Origin of the sequence: Mycobacterium pinniadriaticum (assembly GCF_026242045.1) — a bacterium.
GTDB classification, from domain to species: domain Bacteria; phylum Actinomycetota; class Actinomycetes; order Mycobacteriales; family Mycobacteriaceae; genus Mycobacterium; species Mycobacterium pinniadriaticum.
Genome location: NZ_JAPJDO010000034.1, coordinates 36,296 through 57,130 on the forward strand (window position 1 = coordinate 36,296; position 20,835 = coordinate 57,130).

A 20,835-nucleotide genomic window follows, 5' to 3' on the forward strand; every position below is an offset into this window, starting at 1 on the left:
GACACCTACGCCGACTGGAACTCGACGATTGTCCACTGTGGGGAGAGATCGGTGTATACGACGCGAACCGGCATGCCGATCTCCACCGAGTCCAGCTCGGTCCCGGTCATGGTTGCGACCATGCGAAACCCCTCTTCCATCGCCCCGTGCACGATGGCGTACGGCGCCTCTTCCTGATACGCGGGTGTCGGGGCGCGGTGGACGATCGTGTACGTGTAGATCACGCCGCGTCCCGACACCGGCTCCCAGGTGAACGATGCCGAATGGCACTGGGCGCACAGTTCTTTCGGGATATGCCGAAAGGCTTTGCAGGAGGCACACCGTTGTATGCGGATGCTGCGCTGCTTGAGTGAGTCCCAGAACGGCTGCTGCCATTCGGGAATGCCCTCTGGGAGGAACCAGTGATCACTCATCGGTGTCAGACCTCTCCCAGGATCGCCGAGAAGTTGTTCTGCATCGCGCCCCCGGAGCCGCTCAGGTAGCCGAGTTTGGCGTCGTTGACCTGGCGCTCGCCGGCCGTGCCGCGCAGCTGCTCGACCAGTTCGATCAGGGTGAAGGCACCGCAGGCACCGGCATGGCTGAAGGACAGGAAGCCGCCTGCGGTATTCGTAGGCAGCCGTCCACCGACTTTCAGCGCTCCATTCTCCACGAACTGCCCACCTTCGCCTGGCTTGCAGAATCCGGCGGCCTCGAGGCCGAACAGGACGTTGATGGTGAAGTGATCTCCGATTCCGGCAACGTCGATTTCATCGGGCGAAACCCCGGCGAATGTGAACGCTGTTTCGGCCGCGAGACGGGCGGCTTCGAAGAAGGCCAAGGACGGTGCGGCGTTCACGTCGATGTGGCTGTGCCCTTCACCGTAGCCAAGCAGGCCGATCGCCCTGTGCCTCTTGTTAGCTCGCACAGTGTCGGCTGTGGTGACCACGATCGCGCCACCACCCTGATTGATCGCGCAGCAATCCAGCATGTGCAACGGGTCGGCAATCATCCGCGAGTTGACGACGTCATCAATGGTTATCTCACCACGATGCCCGTTGAACGACAACGCATGCATTGTTGCCCCATGGCGTTGGGCCACAGCGACTTCCGCGAGCTGTTCTGAGGTCGTGCCGTACTCAAACATGTGGCGCCGTGCCAGCACCGCGTAGTCGGACACCCGAGTCGTCCCGTACACGTACTCGTAGGGACCGCTCATCTTGGCCATCGCCGCGACCGCCTCGTCACGGTTGGCGCTGGCCAGCCCCTCCGGTCGGCCGGCAACCGCATTGTCGATCAACACGGCGTCGGCCAGACCGGTCGACACCGCGTAGACGGCGAGATTGATTCCGGCGGCGGCGGCGGACGCGCCAATCGAACTCGAGGCATGGAACCGAAAGGGTTTACCCAGAAGGTCGTACCCCAGCGCGGCCGCGGGCAGCAGGGACCTGATGCCCACCCCCTCCGGCCCGTCCATGATGAGACCGTCGATGTCGCCGAGCGTTATGCCGGCATCCTCGCAGGCTCCCAGTGCGCATTCGAACCAGACCTCGGCCTGGGTACGTCCCGACAAATCACCCTGTTTTGTCTGATAGACGCCGCCAACCGCCGCCTCGCGTAGTTTCCTTACCACCTCGACACCTCGCTGCGGTCGCCGTTGACACAGCGGGCCAGTCGATATGCATTGACAGTTTTATGTGTATCGAACGTTGGTTCCAATGTCAATGTTCCTGCTCCCCAACGATACGAACTAAATTCGAAAGTCCGGCGGCCTTGCCTAGCACGCGAATGGCTTATACTTTGATATCTGTCAAATGTTGGTCGACCGCGGGACGACCAAGAGCCCAACGCAAGACCCATGGAAGCGCCGTGAAGGGGATGTCTGTGCCGAACATCATGGTAGAGAAGCAGGGCCATACGACGATATTCACGATCAGCAAGCCAGACCGCCTGAACGCGATAGGCGCCGCCGACGCCGCCGAGCTGCAGGCCGCGCTCGCGGAATTCCAGGCCGATCCTGACCAATACGTCGCCGTGATCACTGCTGCCGGAGACAAAGCCTTCTGCGCGGGCGCTGATTTGAAGGACATGACGGCCAACGTTGACAGCGGTGACTACCTGCCGATCTCCCTTGGTCCCGACATAGCCGGAATCGCCGAATGCGAGAAAGTGACGATCGCCGCAGTCAACGGACTCGCCGCCGGCACCGGAACCGAACTCGCAATCTCCTGCGATATCCGAATCGCAGCCGACAGCGCATGGTTCAGCCTGCCGGAGGTGAAGCGCGGCATCATCGCCGGGGTCGCCGTCAACGTGCTGCCCCGCCTCATGCCCATAGGTGCCGTCATGGACCTGATGCTCAGTGGGGACCGGCTCACCGCCGACGAAGCGTTCCGGCTCGGGCTCGTGCAGCGTGTCGTGCCGCGATCGGAACTCCTCGAAAAGGCCCTCGAAAAGGCGGAGGCCATCGGTAAGAACTCCCAAGCAGCGGTGTGGGGCACCAAGCAGATACTGAAGTTCTGGCGCAATGCGCTGATCGCCGAGCAGCAGCGTTACTACGAGGCTGTCGTCCATCGGGTGATGCTGTCGGGCGATGTTCACGAGGGGCCGCGCGCATTTGCCGAGAAGCGTGAGCCGGAATTCCGCCAGGCGTGGCCGAGTGCTTTTGACTGAGCGGGGCTCACACCGTGACGTCCGATGAAGCGCAGAGAAGTTGCACACGCCTGATGCCGCAGTGTGCCGCGACCGCTGGTTCCCGCGATAATCCGCCCGAATTCTGTTGTGCACCAGGACATTTTCCTCTCTGAGCAATCCTCTCTGTTGTCCTAGTTGTGCGGCAGCTTGGAGAATGGCAGATCCCGGTCTGCCGACGGGTCACGCGGAAGCCCCAGGACCCTCTCGCTGATCTGGTTGAGCTGCATCTCCGTGGTGCCGCCTGCGAGGGTATGCGCTCGCGCACCTAGCCACTGGATTCCGGGCGACTCTTCGTCGGCGCCCTCCCAGACGATGCCGCTGTCACCGGCAATCTCCATCGCGATCTCCAGTCGGCGGTATCCGATATGCGAGCTGAGCAGTTTGAGCAGGCTGGCCCCCGGGCCTGGGAATCGCCCGGAGCGCAGCCCCTCGCTGATGTGCTCTACGGCAGGACGCTTCACGTGGGCCAGGGCGAGTGCCTCACCCAACAGTTGCCGAACCAGCGGGTCGGAACCGGTCCCGAGCCGCTGCACCATATTCACCAAGGGATCCGAACGTTCCTCGGCTGCAGGGGTGTAGCGGGAGTCGTTCATTCCGCTGTCGCCGACCATGCTGCGCTCATGGAAGAGCAGGCGGGAGGCGACTGCCCAGCCATCGTTGAGCTGGCCCACGAGGTTGGTCGCCGGAATCTTGACGTCGTCGAAGAACTCTTCACAGAACTCACTGGCACCGGTGGCGAGTTGAATCGGGTTGACCGTCACACCGTCGGCATCGAGTGGCACGACGAACATCGACAGGCCACTGTGCTTGGAGAGTTCGGGATCGGTACGGGCGAGCAGCAGCCCGTAGTCTGCCACCTGTGCACCCGTGCTCCAGACCTTGGCGCCGTTGATGATGAAGATATCGTCATCCTTGATCGCCCGCGTCAGCGCACCGGCCATGTCCGAACCGCCACTGGGTTCCGAAAGCAGCTGCACGGCGATCTCTTCGCCGCGCAGTGCCGCTGGGACGTGACCCGCGCACTGCTCGGGTGTGCCGAAATCCAGTAGCGTCGGCAGGATCACGGCGTGCGTGACGGCCATAATCGTCGGCAATTCATACCCGGCCGTCTCGTCAAGGAACGCTGCCTGATGCTCACGCGTCAGACCGAGTCCACCGTATTCGACCGGATAACAGATACCGGCCAGATGCGCGTCCCACAGCCGCCGTTGCAGTTCCCGGTGCCGTGCGGCCTGCTCCTCGAGGGGCTCGCCGGTTCGGGATTGGCTACCCGACTTCGGGAGCCCGCCGGGTAGCCATCGCCTGACATAAGAACGAAATTCGGTGATATCCGAGGGGACCGCCGGCCGGCCGTCAGCCTCTGTTTCGGTAGCCATTGACGCCTCCTCAGACTCCGGCCAACCGGCACAGCCGCTCACGGTGTGCGGCCGGATCGCCATAAACCACGCGGTTCGTCGACGCGCGCCGCAGGTAGAGGTGCAGATCGTGCTCCCACGTCATACCGATTCCCCCATGCAGTTGGATCGCGTCCTGAACGAGAGCGACGGCGGCGTCGCCGATGTAGGCCTTGGCCGCACTCGCCAGAGCCGATGCCTCCGGCGACCCCTCGTCCAGTGCGGTGGCCAACCCGGCCGCGGCGCCCGTGGCGACTTCGAGAGCCAAGTAGTGCTCGGCCAAGCGATGTTTGATCGCCTGGTAGGAGCCGACAACTCGCCCAAATGCATATCGTTTGGTCACCCAGTCGAGGGTGATCTCGAAGACATGGCGCATCAGCGACGCCGTCTCGGCGGTTTGAATGGCGATCGCAGCACAATAGGCCGATTCGGAAATGCGCCGTCCCGCATCGCCTCCGGCGACCTTGGTTGCGGGTGCCGTGGCGAATTCTACGGTGCCGAATCCACGTGTCGGATCGAGTCCGCGCTTCGGCGTCACCGCCACACCCGGTGCCGATCTGTCGACCAAGTACAGCCCGACGCCGTCCTCATCACGTGCGGAGACCAGGAAGACGTCGGCATCCGGTGCGGCCTCGACGACAGTCTTGATGCCGGTCACCGTATGCCCGCCGGGGGCGCGGGTGGCCCGCACCGCGACAGCGTCCGGATCCCAGCCGCTGCCCGGTTCCACGAGAGACCAAGCCGCCACCGCACTTCCATCGAGAACCGAGCTCAGCGCGTCGCCAGTCGGCTCGGCATCGTCCCGCGAAAGGACCCATGCGACCACGTTGCAGGGCACGAGCGGCCCCGGAGCCACATGGCGGCCAGCCTCTTCGGCCAGAACGGCGACGTCGGCGAAGGGACGACCACTGATGCTGCCACCGCCGGCGTTCTCGGGCACGAGTAGGGATGTCCAGCCCAGCTCGGCTGCGGCCGACCAGTATGTCCTATCCAGACTTGGTGTGGAACAGGCTATTTGGTGCACCTGCGCCGAGGAGGCGTAGTGATCGAGGAACTTCCGCGCAGCGTCTCGAAGCGGCCTCTGGTCAAGCTCGAGTTCGGTTGTCAATACCAGATCTCCACATCGTAAATGGGGCCTTGTCAAGGCCGAGTGTGGCTCGTTTGGAGCCGCTTGGCGGCGTGTTCGGCCGCCAGGAAGGCAAACGTCATGGCTGGGCCCAGGGTGACGCCGGGGCCGGGATAGGACTTGCCCATGATCGAAGCCGTGACGTTGCCCGCGGCGTACAGACCCGTCATCGGCGTTCCATCTTCACCCAGCACCTGCCCATCGCCGTCGGTTACGTATCCGCCCTTGGTGCCCAGGTCGCCCGCGTGTACCTGCGCCGCGTAGAAGGGCGGACGTTCGAGTGGTCCGAGATTCGGATTCGGCGTCTGCCTCGGGTCACCCCAGTGTCTGTCGTATTTCGATTCGCCACGGTGGAAGTCGTCGTCGATCCCGGATCGCGCGAAGGCGTTGAAACGTTGCACGGTGGCCGTCAGGTTGGCTTCGTCGATACCACACGTGCGGGCCAGCTCCTGAAGACTGTTGCCAGTCTTGAGGAATCCGCTCCTGAGCATCCATCGTGGTGTGACGCGCGGGGGGTTACCCAGGAACGGGTAGCGCTTGCGGTGCCGTGACTCGAAGATCAGCCACACCGGCTCCCCTCCGCGCTGGACGATGGCCCGTGCGAAGTGATAGTAGTCCCGTGACTCGTTGACAAAGCGTTTTCCGTCCGAGCCCACACAGAGCCCGAAGGGTACCGAGCGCTCGAAGTGCGACGGAGAAGGCGACCCGTCCGGCAGGGCGTAGGTGGTAGTCCACCAGGCATCATCGGAAAGCTGCGTCATGGCACCCATCTCGTCAGCCATCTTGATGATGTCGCCGGTGTCGTCCGGACATGCGCTCGACAGCGCGCCGGTCATGTGGTGCATGCGGGTGCGCAACGCATCGTCGTGGGCGAACCCGCCCGCACAGAGAACAACACCCGCGCGTGCGCCGATCCGCCGTCGCGCCCCCTGCGAGCGGGTCACGACGCCGACCGCCGTACCACTGTTGAACACCACCTCGTCGATGGACGTCTCGAGCCGCACCGGGACCTGATATTTCTGCAGGATGTACATGAGCTGTCCAACAAGGCTTGCGCCGGCGCCGAGTGGCTGTTCGCCACGCAGCCTACGGCCGTAGTGCCGTAGAACCACGTAGGCCAGCCTGCGCATACTGCCTTTCCCCATCAGCGGCAAGTCCGCTAGTTGTACCGCGTAGGGGGCAAGAGTGCTGTGCCGCAGGGTCTTCAACCATGGACCTAGCTTCTTGCCGTCGAAGAGGGCCTCGTCAAGGCATCGCCCCTGGGCGGCGTGTGGGTCCTCGGAGATGTAATCGGGATGATGCACCTCAGCGTCCCAGCGCATTCCCGCTTCAATCAGCTCGGCGACCATCCGCGGGCCGTTCTGGACGAATGCAGCCTGCCTGTCCGGTGCGGTGGCAAGCCCATCGGGAGGGACGACGTCACGAAGGAACTGGATTGCGTTCTCGGTCGAGTCCCGACAACCTGACTCGAGCATCACCGGATTCGCCGGAATCCAGACACCACCCAACGAAAGTGCCGACGTACCGCCCCACACCGGCGCCTTCTCCACCAGGAGGGCTTTGAGCCCTCTGCGGGCAGCCGCAATGCCTGCCGTGAGCCCGGCCGCGCCGCTGCCCACAATGACCAGGTCGTACACCTCGTCCCAGTCGTCAGGTCCCGAGGTTGCTTGATCGCTCACTTGTCCCCTTTTCCACGCCGCTCCCCGCTCCGTGGCGTATTGGCCGCGAATGCGTGGCTGAGGAGATGGCCGGCATCGGGCACCACGGTCGAACGCCCGAGTGCGGTCAACAGGTCGTAGGTGGTGGCCGTCGCCGCCGAGAGCACGGGCAAGCCGAGACGCGCCTCAGCCTCGGGGATCGCAGCGAGGGAAGGCATCTGCACACATGCCGACAGGACGACCGCATCGCACCCGGTCCGCGTCAGACCGGCGGCGATCTCCGGGAGGTTGACCGGGTCCAGCCGCCCGACAGCGCAGTTGTCGGCGACACCGAGACTGACCATGTCGACCACCTCCACCCCGGCATCCTCGATGTAGTCGCGCACCTTCTGAGACAGTTCCGGCACATACGGCGTGACCATCGAGATCCGGCGCGCGCCAAGGGCAGCGAGACCACGCAGCAGCGCTCCTGCGCTGGACAAGACAGGTGCGCTACAACCCTCCTCGCGGGCGACCTTCGTAAGCCGGTCCTCGGCGTCGATGTGGGCGCCGGCCCCTTGCGACATGATCGCGACCAGACATGCATAGGCCATCGCGTCACACTGAGCATCGGCGAGTTCGACGGCGCACCGGTTGCTGTCGCGATCCATCTGCAAGAGGGCCTCGGCGCTGACGTGCTGCATCCGCATCCGGCTGGAGTGAAAAGTGAATCGCTCATCAGGGGTGAGATGCGTCCGGCGCGCGAACATCTCGGGAAGCTCGGTTTCCATCGTCGTGTTCGAGCTCGGCACGATCAGGCCCAGCCGGGTCGGCGCATTCAGGCTGAGACTCATTCGCCCTGCTTCAACGACAGTGCCATCGCCGGGCAGTTCGCCACCGCCTCCTCGACCGCCGCCCGGTCGGCGTCCGGCACATTCTCGACGAGAACGTGCGTCTGCCCGTCCTCACCTACTTCGAAGATCGCCGGTGCTGCTACCTCGCACAGACCCATCCCCGTACATTTGACGCGGTCTACTTCGATTTTCATTGGTGTATCCAACTTCGCCGATCTCTTGCGGTCAGGACTCAGGGGTAAACCGGACATACTGGCGTTTGATGCCGTGAATGAACGTGCTTGCCAGATACTCAGGTTCGCCAACGGTTTCGATGTCGGGCAGCCGGCGATACAGCTCGGTGAAGATCGCTCTCAGCTGCATCTTTGCGACATGACTGCCCAGGCAGTAGTGCGGGCCTCCGCCCCCAAACGCGATGTGAGGGTTGGGCTTACGGGTGATGTCGAAGCGGTATGGGTCAGCGAACCACTTCTCGTCGCGATTGCCGGAGTTGACGAAGATGACCACTCGGTCCCCCGGCTCGATCATGGCACCTGACAGCTCATAGGGCTGTAGTGCGGTGCGGCGGAATGTCATGGGCGGTGTGGACCAGCGAAGGAACTCCTCGATCGCGGTGTCCAGACGCCCGTCCAAATCATCCAGGAGATACGCGCGCTGCTCGGGGTGGGCACTCAATGCGCGAACTGTGTGCGTGGTGGCGTGCATCGGAGCGTCGCTGCCCGCGACGCACAGCAGCGTGAAGAAGTTCGAGATGTCGTCGTCGGTCAATCGCTCTCCGTCGATCTCGGCTTGCGCCAAGGCGGTGATGAGGTCGTTCTCCGGCTTGCGGCGGCGGGCGTCGATGATCTGGTGGCACCGGTCGTGCAAGGTCTGGACCGAGCTGACCATGACGGTTACCGGGTCCGAATCGCCGACGACCTCCGCATCGTTCTGGCCGACCAATCCCAGTGCGGCTTCGCGTATCTCGTCGTGCCATTCCTCAGGAACACCGACCATCTCTGAAACCGTCCACAACGGCAGGCGCGCCGAGACGGTACTGACGAACTCCACGTCGTCGGAGTGCTGCGCGATGTCGTCGACGATCAGCCGAGCCTGGTTGTCGATCTGATCACGGATCTGGGCCAGACGCTTCGGAGTGAACACTGAACTGACGAGCCTGCGGTATTTGCCATGCGCAGGTTCATCCATCGCGAGAAGAAATGAGGTTCGCCTGACCTCGTCAGGTAGGTCTTCGAACATGACACCGCTCGCGTGGGAGAACACCTCGGTGTTACGACTCACGGTCACGATGTCCTCGCGGCTGACCACCGCCCAGTACCCGGGCGGTGGCTCTTGGCCGAGCAGCGTCATCATCGGAGTGACGAAGGGACGTTGCCAACTGACCGGACGGTCGCGGCGAAGCTCGGCAAACAGCCGATCCCGCTCGTCCGGCGGCCCGGCCCAGAGATTGTCTGCCGACAAGTCGATTACGTCGTACTTGCGTTGCGCCGCAGTACTCGTCATGGAGATCTCCCGCTGTTGACCGCGGCGCCGTCACGCGCCTGCATCCACCTCAACCTAGCTCGATTTCATCGACCAGGTCAACTATTTTAAAACTATATCGACCCAGTCAACTATTTCTTGTTATGGTCGCTTCCGGCGCTTGCAGGAACCGACCTGCCAGCGCGATCCGATGAACCACGTGAGTGGCTGGCAACGCATGGAGGCGAGCGAGTGACATCTCGCGAATCTGAACGCACGCAGTGGGATTACGTCATCGTCGGCGGCGGTTCGGCTGGCTGCGTCCTGGCCAATCGGCTGTCGGCGGACCCCGCTACGCACGTGCTTTTGTTGGAGGCAGGGGGTTGGGATCGCCACCCGCTGATCCGCATCCCCGCGGGTCTCGCGCGACTGCCCGAACGCTTCGATTGGCGTATGACAGGCGCCCCTGACCCGTCGCGAAACAATATGCCCGACACGTGGGCTGCCGGCCGGGTGCTCGGCGGCGGAAGTTCGATCAACATGATGTTCTGGGTGCGCGGCGACCGTTCCGACTTCGATGCGTGGCGTGATTCGGGTTGCGCCGGCTGGGGCTACGACGACGTATTGCCCTATTTCAAACGAGCCGAGACCTTCGCGGGCTCGCCCAGCCGCTACCGCGGCAGTAGCGGACCGGTCGGCGTGACCCCTGTCGCGATGCCTCTCGACTCCATCGACGACTTCCTCGCCGCGGCCGTAGCGGCGGGCCACGAGCTCAACCCCGACTACAACGGCGAGTACCAACAGGGGGTCTCCCGCGCACAGGTCTCTCAGCGACGCGGGTATCGCAGCAGCACGGCGCGAGCGTATCTGGCACCGGCCCGCAAACGCCCGAACCTGACGATCCGTACCGGTGCGGTGGCGAGCAAGGTGCTGATCGACGGGGCACGGGCCACCGGCGTGGTGTACCAACACCGAGGACGGCGACGGCAGGCGGAGGCCACCACAGAGGTCATCGTGAGCGCCGGAGCGCTGAATTCGCCTAAGCTGCTGATGCTTTCGGGTATCGGACCGGCCGAGCATCTCCGCGCTCTTGGCATCGACGTCCAGCTCGATGCGCCCGCCGTCGGCACCAATCTTCAGGAGCACGCCTACGGCCTCATGCGGTACCGCACGACCGCCCGGACTCTTGGCGAGGAACTGCGCCCCACCCGGGCGATCCGACACGCGATCGACTTCTTCCTTCGCGGCCGGGGCGCAATGACGTTGGCCGGCGGCGCGGCTGTGGTGTTCGCACCGATCACAGGCGAAAGACCCACCGAAACCGAGATCATCTTGATGCCGGTCGGCATGGAATTCGGCCAGAACTCCGAGGCTGAGGACACCCACGGCCTCTATGACGTCAAGATCGTCAAGAACCGCGTGATGCTGTATCCGAGCTTCGTCCACCCGACGGGCCGAGGCAGCGTGCGCCTGGCATCGGCCGACCCCGCTGCCAACCCGATCATCGAGCACTCCCTCGTCGCCGGTGAGGACATGACCGCCCTGATCGCCGCCTGCCGCCAGGCCCGCGAGATCTTCCGCACACCGGTGATGCGCGCCCGACAGGTCCTCGAGGAGATGCCGGGCGAGGACGTGCAGACCGACGACCAATGGGCGGATTACCTGCGACGGCAGTCGTTTCGGCCGTACCATCCGGTCGGAACCTGCCGGATGGGCTCCGACGAGGGCGCGGTCGTCGACCCTCAGCTGCGAGTGCGAGGCGTCACCGGGCTCCGTGTCGTCGATGCCTCGGTGTTTCCCACCATCACCAGCGGCAACACCAACGCTCCGGTCATCATGGTCGCCGAGCGTGCCGGCGATCTCATCCTCGACAAGTCCAGGCTGCCTGGCGGTTGAGCAGGAGCGGGCCGGCCACGGCACTCGAGGGGCGGCCGCGATCTGCGACGCAGCACCTGCCGCCACCCCTCTGCATCTCCATCTCAATCACACGGTGACGGTCGCAGGGTCGTACTCGTAGATGGCTTCTGCCGACTTCGAGAAGACAACCTCCTCGAGATTCTCGAATCTCATTTGGGCCTCGGCGGTCGCCCGGGTCATGGTCTGCACTCCGTTGCCCCGGTCTTTGCGCACCTTCTCGTAACGGGCCAACGCGTCGTCGATGTCTCCGGTCGTTTCGAAGCAGCGACCCAACACGGTGCCGTCTTCGATCGCTTGGTTGCCGCCCTGACCGAGGAACGGAAGCATCGGATGCGCAGCATCACCCAACAGCGCCACCCGGCCGTTCACCCAGCGGGGGCTCGGCGAACGGTCGCGCAATGCCCACTTGAACAAGGACTCCGGCGGGATCGCTTCAATCACACGGTGTACCGGGGCACAGAAGTCGGAGTACAACTCGAGCAGCTCGGCGTTGGTTGCGGGGATCGACCATCCCTCTTCGGCCCATCCGAGTTGACGAGAATGGGCCACCACATTGAGGAAATCGGTCCCGCGGACGGAGTAGGTCAGGAACATTCGCTCGGGTCCGAGGTAGTAGACACCGTTCATGGTTTCGAGCTCTGGTGTCATCAGCTTCCGCGGGATGAGCCCGCGATAGGACACCTTGCCGGTGAAGTCAACCGCCTCCTCGCCGAACACATTGGATCGCACCGCCGAGGCGCAGCCGTCGGCACCGATTACGACGTCGGCCGACACTATCTCGCCGTTGCTGAACGACAGCCGGATCGGCCCGCGACCGTCCTGCTCCAGGCTGGCGAACTCGTGGCCCAGATGTAGGCATTCAGGATCGTTCGCCCGCACACCGTCGACGAGGACACTTTGCAGATCGGCCCGATGCATCGCGCAGGGCCGGTCGGGACCGCTTCCGTGCGCGATGGCCGGTGCGATCACCTCGCCGGTGGCGTAGTGCTTCATGACGTGGTAACCCGTCTCCGGGTACTTGCCCGCGAGCGCGCGCACGTTTGCGCCGACCCCCAAGAAATTCAGGGCGCGCATCGCGGGTTTCGACACAATCAGGCCGGCGCCCAACTCGAGGAGTTCCGGCGCTCGCTCGTATACCGCTACTTTGACGCCCGCGTGCTGCAGCGAGAGGGCGGCGGTGAGGCCACCGACCCCTCCACCCACTATCGCAACATCGACCACTGCAACCCGTCCTTCCTCGCGTTACCGACTGCCGACATGCCTACACCCTGCCCATTACCGCACCCGTTACCACGCCGAGCCGGCGGGGAGTTGGCCCGGCATCAGGGCGCAGGGATGGTCCGGCGTGCCCCGTCATCACATCGGGCTGACTCGACCGTCGGGCTGACGCACCAAACTCGGTACCAGTCCGTTCATTTGCGCAATGATCTGCAGCGCCAGGATGTCGCTGGACTTGCGTGCATCGACGATGCCACCGTTGATCAACCAGAGGTGCGGCTGCGCCGTGGGACGGCTCATCGTGCGGTACTCGCCGTCTTCGGCGACACCGACGCAGCGGCCGATCTTGCGCGCTATCTCCGCGCCGAGCAACGCTTCGATGTCTTGAGACAAGTCGTGATAGCCCGTGCACAGCACGACGACGTCCAGTGGCATGGTGCTACCGTCCGTGAGTAAGGCGCCGCCGGCGACAAAGCGCTGAATCCGGCCGAAATCGAGCATTGTGATGTGGCCGTCGACAATAGCCTCGGAAGCGCCGACATTGAGGTAATAGCCGGCCGCCTCGCGGAACAGCTTGATGGACCACCCAGTGTTGTCGGGACCGATGGTCAGCTTCTGGCCAGCCGCTCGCAGGCCCCTGTGCAATTCGGCATGCGACTCTTCGGTAGTCCGGGTGTATGCCTGGGCACGCCTGATCATCAGGGGGAGGCTCATGGAGCTACGCAGCTGGTCAGCCTCTTCGACGGGTAACCTGCCGTAGTCCGCGCTGAACTTGACTACCTCGTCGATGTTGACGACGCAGGTCGGACCACGCTGGGCCATCGTCGGGCAGGCACCCTTGTGGTACAGATCCAGGCAGATGTCGTGGGCAGTGGTGGACGAACCGACCACCAAGACGGTCTTGCCCTTGTAGGCGGCGCCGCTATTGAAGCCCGACGAATGCAAGACCTCGCCCTCGAACTCCTCCAAACCCGATAGGTCGGGAATCCGGGGCCTACCGCCCACGCCACCGACCGCCAGCACCATGTGTTTGGGGTGCATGATGCGCACCGAGCCGTCAGGCCGGCGCAGCCGCACCGCCCAGGTTCGGGTGGTTTCGTCGAATGACGCGCCCAGCGCCTCGGTGCATCCCCAGAAGTTGAGGTTCATCAGCCTGGCATAGCTGTCAAGCCAGTCGGCCCAGCGGTCCTTGGGCAAGAAATCGGCCCAGTCCTTGGGCAGCGGCAGGTAGGGCAGATCGTTCATCCACGTCGGTGTGTGCAGGGCCAACGACTCATAGCGACCTCGCCACATGTCGCCGGGATTCTGGTTCTTCTCGACGATGAGATAGGAGACGCCCTTGCGCTCGAAACGGGCGCCCACGCTCAGACCGGAGTGGCTGCCCCCGATGATAAGCACATCCGGATCACGTTGGGAGAAATCCGATTTCGCCGTGACCCACTCCGCCCAGGTCTGACCTGGATATGCGGGGTCAAATCCCAGCCGCGGATGCCGGCCCTCGGGCTCTACCGCACAGTCCAACGCCACCAGCGAGGTGGCGATCATCCAGCAGCGCAGACCGGCCGCGCCCGATGGGTCAGGCGTCAACCGGACGAATCCCTTGCCGGAGCCGACGGCCGTGGTGAAGGCAAAGAAGACTTCGACAACCGGCTTGCCGAGAAATTCGGCGAGTTGTGGTGCCGAACGCTCCTCGTCGATACGCAGGCTCGTGAACCCGGCCGAGGCAACGTGCTCGAACATGGCTTCCCGCAGGTCGTCCCGGCCCCAGAACTGGCAGGTATCCCAGGTCAGCGAGACGACATCGCGCCAGAATGACTCAGGCAGAAATAAGTCGTCGAAGGCCTCGCGGTCGTGTCGGCGAACTGCCTGCTCGATGCTGCTGAGCCACGCCTGCGTCTGTGCCGCAATCGATGTGTCGTGCTGCATGTCCAGGATCGACATCGCGCCCTTTTCCATGAACCGTGCCTTAGACCTCGACGCCGACAGGCCAGGCTGCGATCAGCTCACGCTTCAAGATCTTGCCGGCGTCATTTGTGGGCAGAGCTGATCGAATCCACCACTTGGCGGGAACGGCGTAGTGCGCCAGATTCTTTCGGGCCCACGCGTCGAGCTCTCCGACCTCGACAACCTGGCCGTCAGCCAGCATGACTGCCGCGGCAACGATCTCACCGAGGTCAGGATCGGGTAGGCCGACCACAGCAACCTCGGCGATCGCCGGGTGCCTGGCCAATGCGGCTTCGACCGCTGCTGCCGAGACATTTTCGCCGCCCCGAATGATGATTTCTTTGACCCGGCCGCTGATGTACAGGTAGCGGTCGCCGTCGACGCGACCGATGTCACCCGTTCGGATCCAGCCGTCGCTGTCCAGGGTCGGATCGTCCGGCAGCCCCCAGTAACCGTCCATTGCCGCTGGCGACCGCACAAGCAACTCACCATTGCCCTCGGCGTCGGGACCGGCCACCCGTGCCTCGACGACTGGAGCGAGCCGGCCCGAACACCCGTGATGCGATTCGATATCGGCGCCGACTCCTGTGCTGACAACGCCGCCCGCCTCGGTCAATCCGTAGGTCTGCCCGACCCGTCGTCGGGTGTTCGGCAGCGCCGTACCAATCCGCTCGAGTAGCTCTCGGCTCACCGGCGATCCGCCGAGCACGACGGTGCGCAACGACGACAAGTCGTGTCGACCGAGATCTGGGTGAGCGAGGATGCGCTCCATCATGGTCGGGACGCCCGAGAACATCGTCACGTGCTCAGATTCCACCAAGCGTAGGAACTCCCCGACGTCGAATTTGCCCTCCAAGAAGACGACCTTGCTACCGGTCATCAGCGGCACGAGCAACAACTGGATCGCGCCGATGTGAAAAAGCGGCAGCCCGACCAGCGTCACACTCGGCGCAATGTCATCGGGAATCTGATCGGGAAGCTTTCGCGAAACAACAAGTAAGGTCTGAAGATTAGCGATCAGCGACCGATGAGATAGCACCGCGCCCTTGGGATAACCGGTGGTACCGGCTGTGAAAAGGATCATCGCCGGGTTGTTTTCGTCGGTGACCGCAGGCAGCTCGCACGTCGGGGCGCAACCCGAGGTGATCTCGACGAAATCGGCTGCACGCACGCCCGCCGGTAGCTTGTGCGATCGGCGTTCATCGGCCACCACCACCGCCGGCGACACCAAGTCACACGCTTGACGTACGTCGTCGGAGGACCACCAGCCGTTGAACGGCGCCACGATGGCCCCCAGCGTCAGCGCGCCATGGAACACCGCCACCCAGTCCGGACTGTTGGCGGCGAATACCCCAACGCGGTCGCCGGGGCGCACTCCGGCCTGCCACAGCCCGTGCGCAGCACGGGCTGTGGCGCGTTCGTGGTCACCGAACGTGACTCGACGCTCACCCTGGATCAGGTATTCGCGATCGACCCAACGTGCGGACTCCTGCAACACCGCACCGAATGACCGCACCCGATCGGCGTACATGAGCGACGGGTGTCCATCGACCTCGCCGGCGACGACGCGATCACTCCAACGAGCGCCGGGCACTTCGTCTCGCGGTCCGCAACTTGGGGTCATACCCAGGTCAACCTCTCTGCGGTCGCTCGACGCGAATCTTCTCGTAGGGTCCGGGACTGGTCACGGCGACGTAGGACGTCCGCTTGTCGCTGATGTTACGAATTCCGTGGGCGATCCCCGCCGGAACCATGACGGCATCCCCGACCCTGATGATCACCGGCTCCGCATCACCCAGGGAATATTCGCACTCCCCCTCGATGACGATGTGCATGTGCTCCGTGGTGGGGTGGACGTGATAGTCGTTCTGCTGACCCGGTTCGAGATTCCATACGCACATACCGATCTGACCGGTGAGGTAGCCCAGCACGACAGTCGGCATCCTGTCATCGAACTGTTGGTAGTTCGACAGTGGAAAAACGAGGCTCCGCAGGTTGTCCGGATCGATCGCACTAGCGAGTTCGGAGACGACCTTCTCGTCATCGGGGATCTTGGGCATCTCCGGCGTGGTCGTCATTATTTCGCTCCTACAGATGAGTACTTCTCCACCAGCTCGGCCCAGCGGCGGCCGCACTCGCGGGCGCCTTCTGCGTACCCCTCCGGGACGACATCGTATGGCGGACGAATCGGGCCGGCATTGCAGTAACCGGACGCATTGAACCGCATCTTCTCCAGTTGCAGGTTGTACCGGGCGAACTCGGCAAGGTCGCCGCCCGGGATGAATGTCTCATTCGCCCAAGCGATGTCCCTCGTGACATCTCCGGCGCGGTCGAGGTCTTTCGCCTCGATCGCATTCATCAACGCGACACAAGGCTGGGGCCCCATGGACGCTGCGGTAGCCCACAAAGCGGTCATGGTGTCCGGAGATTGCTCGGCGAACGCGAGTGCCATCATGTCGATCGGCAGAAAGTTGACCTTGTTTTTCGAGGCCGCCAAGCAGTCGAGGTAGGTCGCGGGGCTGGCGAACTTCGCGCTGGTGACGGTCGGCGCGGCGTCGGTGACTGCGGACCAGAAGGACGGCGGGAACGCAAAGCGGAACGCGTGTTGATTGGCGTAGACCATGATCGCCATGTCGGGAAACGCCTCGCTGATGGAGGCGTAATACTTCACCGCCTGTTCCTCGCTGCATGGCTGCCACATGGGGAGTCCGAGCATGGTGCCGTCTGCGCCACGGTCACGCAGGAACCGCATTCGCCGCACCGTGTCATGCGTACCAAGAGTCGTGGCACCAACCAGGGCAGGAACCCGCTTGTCGACGGTGGCGAGGAAGCAGTCGGTGAACGCCTCGAACTCGGCCTCGGTGAGGGTTCCGCACTCCCCCGTGGTCCCCAGCGCGAGCAGGCCGCTGCAGCCGTCCTCAATGAGTTTGTTTGTCAGCCGAGCGGTTTCGTCGAGGTCGACGGTGTCCGTGGCGTCCCAGCGGTCGGCCCCGCTTTTGGCAGGCGTGGGCAGAATTCCGTAAACGCCCTTGAAATCCTGCGCGCTCAGCATCTTTGCCCACCCTTCCACTGAAAGTTGTTCGAAAAACCGCGCAGCGCACGCTTGCGGAGCGGACGCGTCACGTCGCTGTGGTCCACTGCCGTCCTTCCCTGGGCGGTTCGGCGCACCCGGACTCCGATTTGCGAGACCCGCGCGACAAGGCCGACATCGACACTAACGACGAGATTACTACACTAGTGTCGAGTGTCAAGATATGCGTACGACGAGGATTTGGTGGCGAGGATTTCGCAAGATTTCGACGAGGGCATTGGAGATAGCGATGACAAAGCCGCGGGGCGTGAGCTTCGAGAAGATGGAACAGGCGATCCTGGAGGCCGCCGCCGAACTGTTCGACCGCAAGGGCTTCAACCAAACCACCCTGCAGGACATCGCCGACGCCATCGGCATGGCACGGCCGTCGCTCTATCACTACTTCGACAACCGGGAGCAGATTCTGGCCGCCGGAATCGATCTGCTGTCCAAGCAGCGCGACATCATCACCGAGGGCCTTCGCGAGCTCGACGGCGACCCGCTGCACCGCCTCACCGCACTGATACTCGGACTCGGGCAGCTCATCAGCGAGCACCCCGTCTGGATACGCATCGCGCTGCGCGACGAAGCCGCGCTGCCCGACGACGCCCGCGCGCGCGACCGCGCATCCCGTCTGGCCTACTTCCACCTCCTGGCCCGGACCCTCGATGAAGGCAGCGAGGCAGGCTACCTTCGCGTGCATGACGCGCCTGCCACCGCACTGACGATCATCGCCGCGCTCAGCGGCATGCAAGGGCATTACGTGGCGACCATCGACAAGTCCCCGGAGGAGGCCATGCGGCTGGCCGTCGACGTCATTCTGCATGGGGTTGTGGAACCGACACGACGCACGGGCACTCCTGTCGAGCGCGGGCTCCAACTCATCCGCGAGGGTACCGAGCTGATCCAGCGCGCCACGTCCACCCCCTGAGGCCCGGGCCGGCGGAATTTGTCAAGCCGTGTTGGTGGTGAGGATGTTGACGACGGCGACGCCTGAGCCGCGGCCGCCCACATTGTGCTGCAGAACATTTCCATGCCGGATGTCGACCTGTCGATCTTCGGCCTGGCCGCGCAGTTGCCACCAGCATTCGGTGAGCTGGGCGACACCGGTGGCGCCGATCGGGTGGCCTTTGGCCAGCAGTCCACCACTGGTGTTGATCGGAATCCGACCCCCGATGGCCGTCTCGCCTTCCAGCGAGGCGATACCGCCTTTGCCCTTGTCGACGAAACCGAGGTCTTCGATATCGAGGATCTCAGTAATGGTGAAGCAATCGTGCACCTCGGCCATGTCGATGTCATCCGGAGTCAACCCGGCCATCCGGTAGGCGCGCTCCGCGGCCAGAGTCGTGGCCTGGAATCCGACGTAGGAGGACTTCTCGTGCATCCACGGGTGGTCCGAGGCCATCGCGAATCCGGCTACATAGACCGGCTTGTCGGTGAATTCTCTTGCGCGATCGGCAGAAACCAGGAGCATAGCGGCGGCGCCGTCAGTCTGTGGACAACAGTCCAGCAGGTGCAAGGGGTGGCATACCGGCGGCCCGTTCAGCACGTCGGCGACGGTGACCTCGTTCTGGAAATGCGCGTAAGGATCGAGTGCACCGTTGTGGTGGTTCTTCACCGCGACGCTCGCCAACATCTCGCGAGTGGTACCGAACTCGTGCATGTGCCGGGTTGCGAACGGCGCGAACAACGCCGGAGCGGACTCGCCGCGCTGGTAGAGAGGATGGCCGGACGCCGCGCGTGCGAGCAGTCCCTCGTCGGGGGACTTGTCTCGCATCTTTTCCACACCGATCACCAGCACGCACTCGTAGACTCCGCTGGCGACCGCCATCGCACCGATCCGAAATGCGTCGCTGCCGGTCGGGCAGGCGTTCTCGATTCGGGTACAGGCAATACCGTTGAGACCCAGCACGGTCGGAACCGTGTTGCCCGAGATGCTTTCGTGGCCCCACAACGTCGTCCGCTGGGTGGCGACCACGGCGAAATCGATGGCGCTGCGCGGGATCCCGTTGTCAACCGAGGCAAGGGCAGCCTCGAAGGCGCCAGCGGCCATCTGCTCGAAGCTCTGCTCGAACAGTTCGCCGAACTTGATCAGACCGGCGCCGACCACCGCGACGCGATTCCAGCTCATGACGCGATCCTCCGTACTTTGTAGCCGTACACCGGCACTCCTCGCTCCAGGGCGTAGCGTCGCAGCACCAGTTCGACGCGGTCACCGACCGCCAAGCTCGACGCATCTTCGGGTAGACCTTGGAACTGAACTCGGGCACCGTCCTCGAGGTCGACGATGACCAGCGGCAACGGCGCCACGAAGGGTGCCGGCATCGAATGATTCACACTGAAGGTGTGGACGGTGCCGGTCCGCTCGAGCTCGCAGATCTCGAATTTGTCGGCGCCGCATCCGATGCACGCGGGATGCACCGACGGCGGCACATTGACCGTGCCACACTCGACGCACCTGCCTCCCAGCAAGGCCAGCATCTCCAAGCCGCCGCGCACGAAGGCGCCGCCGGCCGGGGGCACGCCCATCGGGACGGGCTCGCCAGAGGCGACGAGTTGCCTGCGGGCACGGAGCGCTTCGGGGTAGCTGACCGGGACGCCACGATCGAGTTCGTCGCACCAACCAGGGACCGTCTCACTGACCTCGATGGCGATGCCCGTCGCCCGCCCGCCTCCGTACCCGACCACCGCGGCCCGGCCGGCGCTACCCAGGGCCCTCCGAAGGCCCAGCAGCGCAGCGGCCGCGCCGGCATCACCCACCTCGGCATAGGCCGAGACGGACGGCGAGGCGTCTACGCCAAGACGACGAGCAAGAACTGCGCCGAGCCTGCCGTCCGGGTCGGGCAGCGACCAGAAATCCGCGTCGCCCGTTGCGCTCGCAACGTCGGTGAGCATCGGCAAGAACACGTCCTCGCGAAACAGGCGCGCGTCGTACACATCTCGTGTCGAGTCCTCGCCGTCACCGCGGTAGCGATCGAGTACCGGCTTGCTCCGCTGGGTCATCGACACGAGCGCCGCCGGGCCGTCAGCGGCGGTCAGCACGTACGCGACCGCACCCGCCCCGGCCCGCGACTCCCACGCTGTGCCCAGACCCGGTACCAACGCATCGGCGGCGACGGCAACGGCAAGTTCTGTGGTTCCGGCAGCAACCGCGTGCCAGGCGCCGGTGAGGGCCTCCATGCCGGCGTGCGCCGATCCGCTCATCACAGCACCGCCGACATCGCTTCGCAGCCGCAGCGCAGCGCCCAGTATCGCCAAGCTCGGGCCCTCCGCCAGGGGCAGCCGTGTCGTGCCCCACCACAGACCGTCCACCTCCCCGGATGATCGACCCGCGTTGGCCAAGGCCCGCACGACGGCCAGCCAGGACAGCGTCAGCACATCCTCATCCGGAGCGCACACTCCCACCTGGCCGTTGCCGGCCCTCAAACCCCATGCGGCGGCGACGTCTGCCGCAGCGAGCCGGAACGACGGCGCGGCCGCACCCACGGCGTGAATGCTGACGGTCTGCCTCACAAGCCTTGTCCTTGTCTCATGCCCATTCCTT

The 20,835-nt window shown here is 64.2% G+C and carries 18 protein-coding genes; 3 read left to right on the top strand and 15 right to left on the bottom strand.

The window, feature by feature from the left end; all coding sequences use genetic code 11:
- Window positions 1-5 precede the first annotated feature (5 nt).
- Together ORI27_RS26150 and ORI27_RS26155 are read right to left on the bottom strand one after the other, a co-directional pair.
- Window positions 6-413, bottom strand: a complete 408-nt coding sequence (locus ORI27_RS26150; RefSeq protein ID WP_266000005.1) for a Zn-ribbon domain-containing OB-fold protein — start codon at window positions 411-413, stop codon at window positions 6-8.
- Window positions 414-418: 5 nt separating this feature from the next.
- The gene (locus tag ORI27_RS26155; protein WP_266000006.1) at window positions 419-1,609 is read right to left on the bottom strand and encodes a thiolase family protein; all 1,191 of its coding nucleotides are present in this window, start codon (window positions 1,607-1,609) and stop codon (window positions 419-421) included.
- Between the two features lie 251 nt (window positions 1,610-1,860).
- On the opposite strand from ORI27_RS26155, the gene ORI27_RS26160 reads away from it, so the two are divergent.
- On the top strand, window positions 1,861-2,649 hold the full coding sequence (locus tag ORI27_RS26160; protein ID WP_266000007.1) for an enoyl-CoA hydratase/isomerase family protein: 789 nt from the start codon (window positions 1,861-1,863) through the stop codon (window positions 2,647-2,649).
- A gap of 152 nt (window positions 2,650-2,801) precedes the next feature.
- Here the strand turns inward: ORI27_RS26160 and ORI27_RS26165 are convergent, their stop codons facing one another.
- From ORI27_RS26165 to ORI27_RS26190, 6 genes are read right to left on the bottom strand one after another with little or no spacing between them, the layout of a single operon-like run.
- A complete protein-coding gene (locus tag ORI27_RS26165; RefSeq protein WP_266000008.1) occupies window positions 2,802-4,046 on the bottom strand; it encodes an acyl-CoA dehydrogenase family protein in 1,245 nt (414 codons plus the stop codon).
- A 10-nt stretch (window positions 4,047-4,056) separates the two neighbouring features.
- Window positions 4,057-5,208, bottom strand: a complete 1,152-nt coding sequence (locus tag ORI27_RS26170) for an acyl-CoA dehydrogenase family protein (protein ID WP_323055673.1) — start codon at window positions 5,206-5,208, stop codon at window positions 4,057-4,059.
- A complete protein-coding gene (locus ORI27_RS26175; protein ID WP_266000010.1) occupies window positions 5,205-6,869 on the bottom strand; it encodes an FAD-dependent oxidoreductase in 1,665 nt (554 codons plus the stop codon). Before ORI27_RS26175 ends, ORI27_RS26170 begins: the two co-directional genes overlap by 4 nt.
- The gene (locus ORI27_RS26180) at window positions 6,866-7,681 is read right to left on the bottom strand and encodes a maleate cis-trans isomerase family protein (protein WP_266000011.1); all 816 of its coding nucleotides are present in this window, start codon (window positions 7,679-7,681) and stop codon (window positions 6,866-6,868) included. Before ORI27_RS26180 ends, ORI27_RS26175 begins: the two co-directional genes overlap by 4 nt.
- The gene (locus tag ORI27_RS26185) at window positions 7,678-7,875 is read right to left on the bottom strand and encodes a ferredoxin (protein ID WP_266000012.1); all 198 of its coding nucleotides are present in this window, start codon (window positions 7,873-7,875) and stop codon (window positions 7,678-7,680) included. Before ORI27_RS26185 ends, ORI27_RS26180 begins: the two co-directional genes overlap by 4 nt.
- Before the next feature lie 31 nt (window positions 7,876-7,906).
- Window positions 7,907-9,184: a cytochrome P450 gene (locus ORI27_RS26190; protein WP_266000013.1), complete on the bottom strand. Its 1,278-nt coding sequence runs from the start codon at window positions 9,182-9,184 to the stop codon at window positions 7,907-7,909.
- Window positions 9,185-9,394: 210 nt separating this feature from the next.
- Here ORI27_RS26190 and ORI27_RS26195 point away from each other — a divergent pair, with 210 nt between their 5' ends.
- Complete coding sequence (locus ORI27_RS26195) at window positions 9,395-11,038, top strand: GMC family oxidoreductase (protein WP_266000014.1); 1,644 nt, start codon at window positions 9,395-9,397, stop codon at window positions 11,036-11,038.
- An 87-nt stretch (window positions 11,039-11,125) separates the two neighbouring features.
- Here ORI27_RS26195 and ORI27_RS26200 read toward each other — a convergent pair whose 3' ends face one another.
- From ORI27_RS26200 to ORI27_RS26220, 5 genes are all read right to left on the bottom strand, one after another.
- Window positions 11,126-12,280 (bottom strand): FAD-dependent monooxygenase, encoded by a 1,155-nt coding sequence (locus tag ORI27_RS26200; RefSeq protein WP_266000015.1) that lies wholly within the window; start codon window positions 12,278-12,280, stop codon window positions 11,126-11,128.
- A gap of 135 nt (window positions 12,281-12,415) precedes the next feature.
- The gene (locus ORI27_RS26205) at window positions 12,416-14,233 is read right to left on the bottom strand and encodes a flavin-containing monooxygenase (RefSeq protein WP_266000016.1); all 1,818 of its coding nucleotides are present in this window, start codon (window positions 14,231-14,233) and stop codon (window positions 12,416-12,418) included.
- Window positions 14,234-14,243: 10 nt separating this feature from the next.
- Window positions 14,244-15,815: a class I adenylate-forming enzyme family protein gene (locus ORI27_RS26210; protein ID WP_266000017.1), complete on the bottom strand. Its 1,572-nt coding sequence runs from the start codon at window positions 15,813-15,815 to the stop codon at window positions 14,244-14,246.
- A gap of 37 nt (window positions 15,816-15,852) precedes the next feature.
- Entirely contained in the window at window positions 15,853-16,299 is a 447-nt protein-coding gene (locus tag ORI27_RS26215; RefSeq protein WP_266000018.1) for a cupin domain-containing protein, read from the bottom strand.
- Window positions 16,299-17,273 (bottom strand): dihydrodipicolinate synthase family protein, encoded by a 975-nt coding sequence (locus tag ORI27_RS26220; RefSeq protein WP_266000019.1) that lies wholly within the window; start codon window positions 17,271-17,273, stop codon window positions 16,299-16,301. The genes ORI27_RS26215 and ORI27_RS26220 overlap by 1 nt, the downstream gene beginning before the upstream one ends.
- 268 nt (window positions 17,274-17,541) lie before the next feature.
- Between ORI27_RS26220 and ORI27_RS26225 the strand changes: the two genes are divergently transcribed.
- The gene (locus ORI27_RS26225; protein ID WP_266000021.1) at window positions 17,542-18,222 is read left to right on the top strand and encodes a TetR/AcrR family transcriptional regulator; all 681 of its coding nucleotides are present in this window, start codon (window positions 17,542-17,544) and stop codon (window positions 18,220-18,222) included.
- A 21-nt stretch (window positions 18,223-18,243) separates the two neighbouring features.
- Here ORI27_RS26225 and ORI27_RS26230 read toward each other — a convergent pair whose 3' ends face one another.
- A complete protein-coding gene (locus ORI27_RS26230) occupies window positions 18,244-19,422 on the bottom strand; it encodes a thiolase domain-containing protein (RefSeq protein ID WP_266000022.1) in 1,179 nt (392 codons plus the stop codon).
- Window positions 19,419-20,804 carry an OB-fold domain-containing protein gene (locus tag ORI27_RS26235; RefSeq protein ID WP_266000024.1) on the bottom strand — a complete coding sequence of 462 codons (1,386 nt, stop codon included), beginning with the start codon at window positions 20,802-20,804 and terminating at the stop codon, window positions 19,419-19,421. Before ORI27_RS26235 ends, ORI27_RS26230 begins: the two co-directional genes overlap by 4 nt.
- Window positions 20,805-20,835 lie beyond the last annotated feature (31 nt).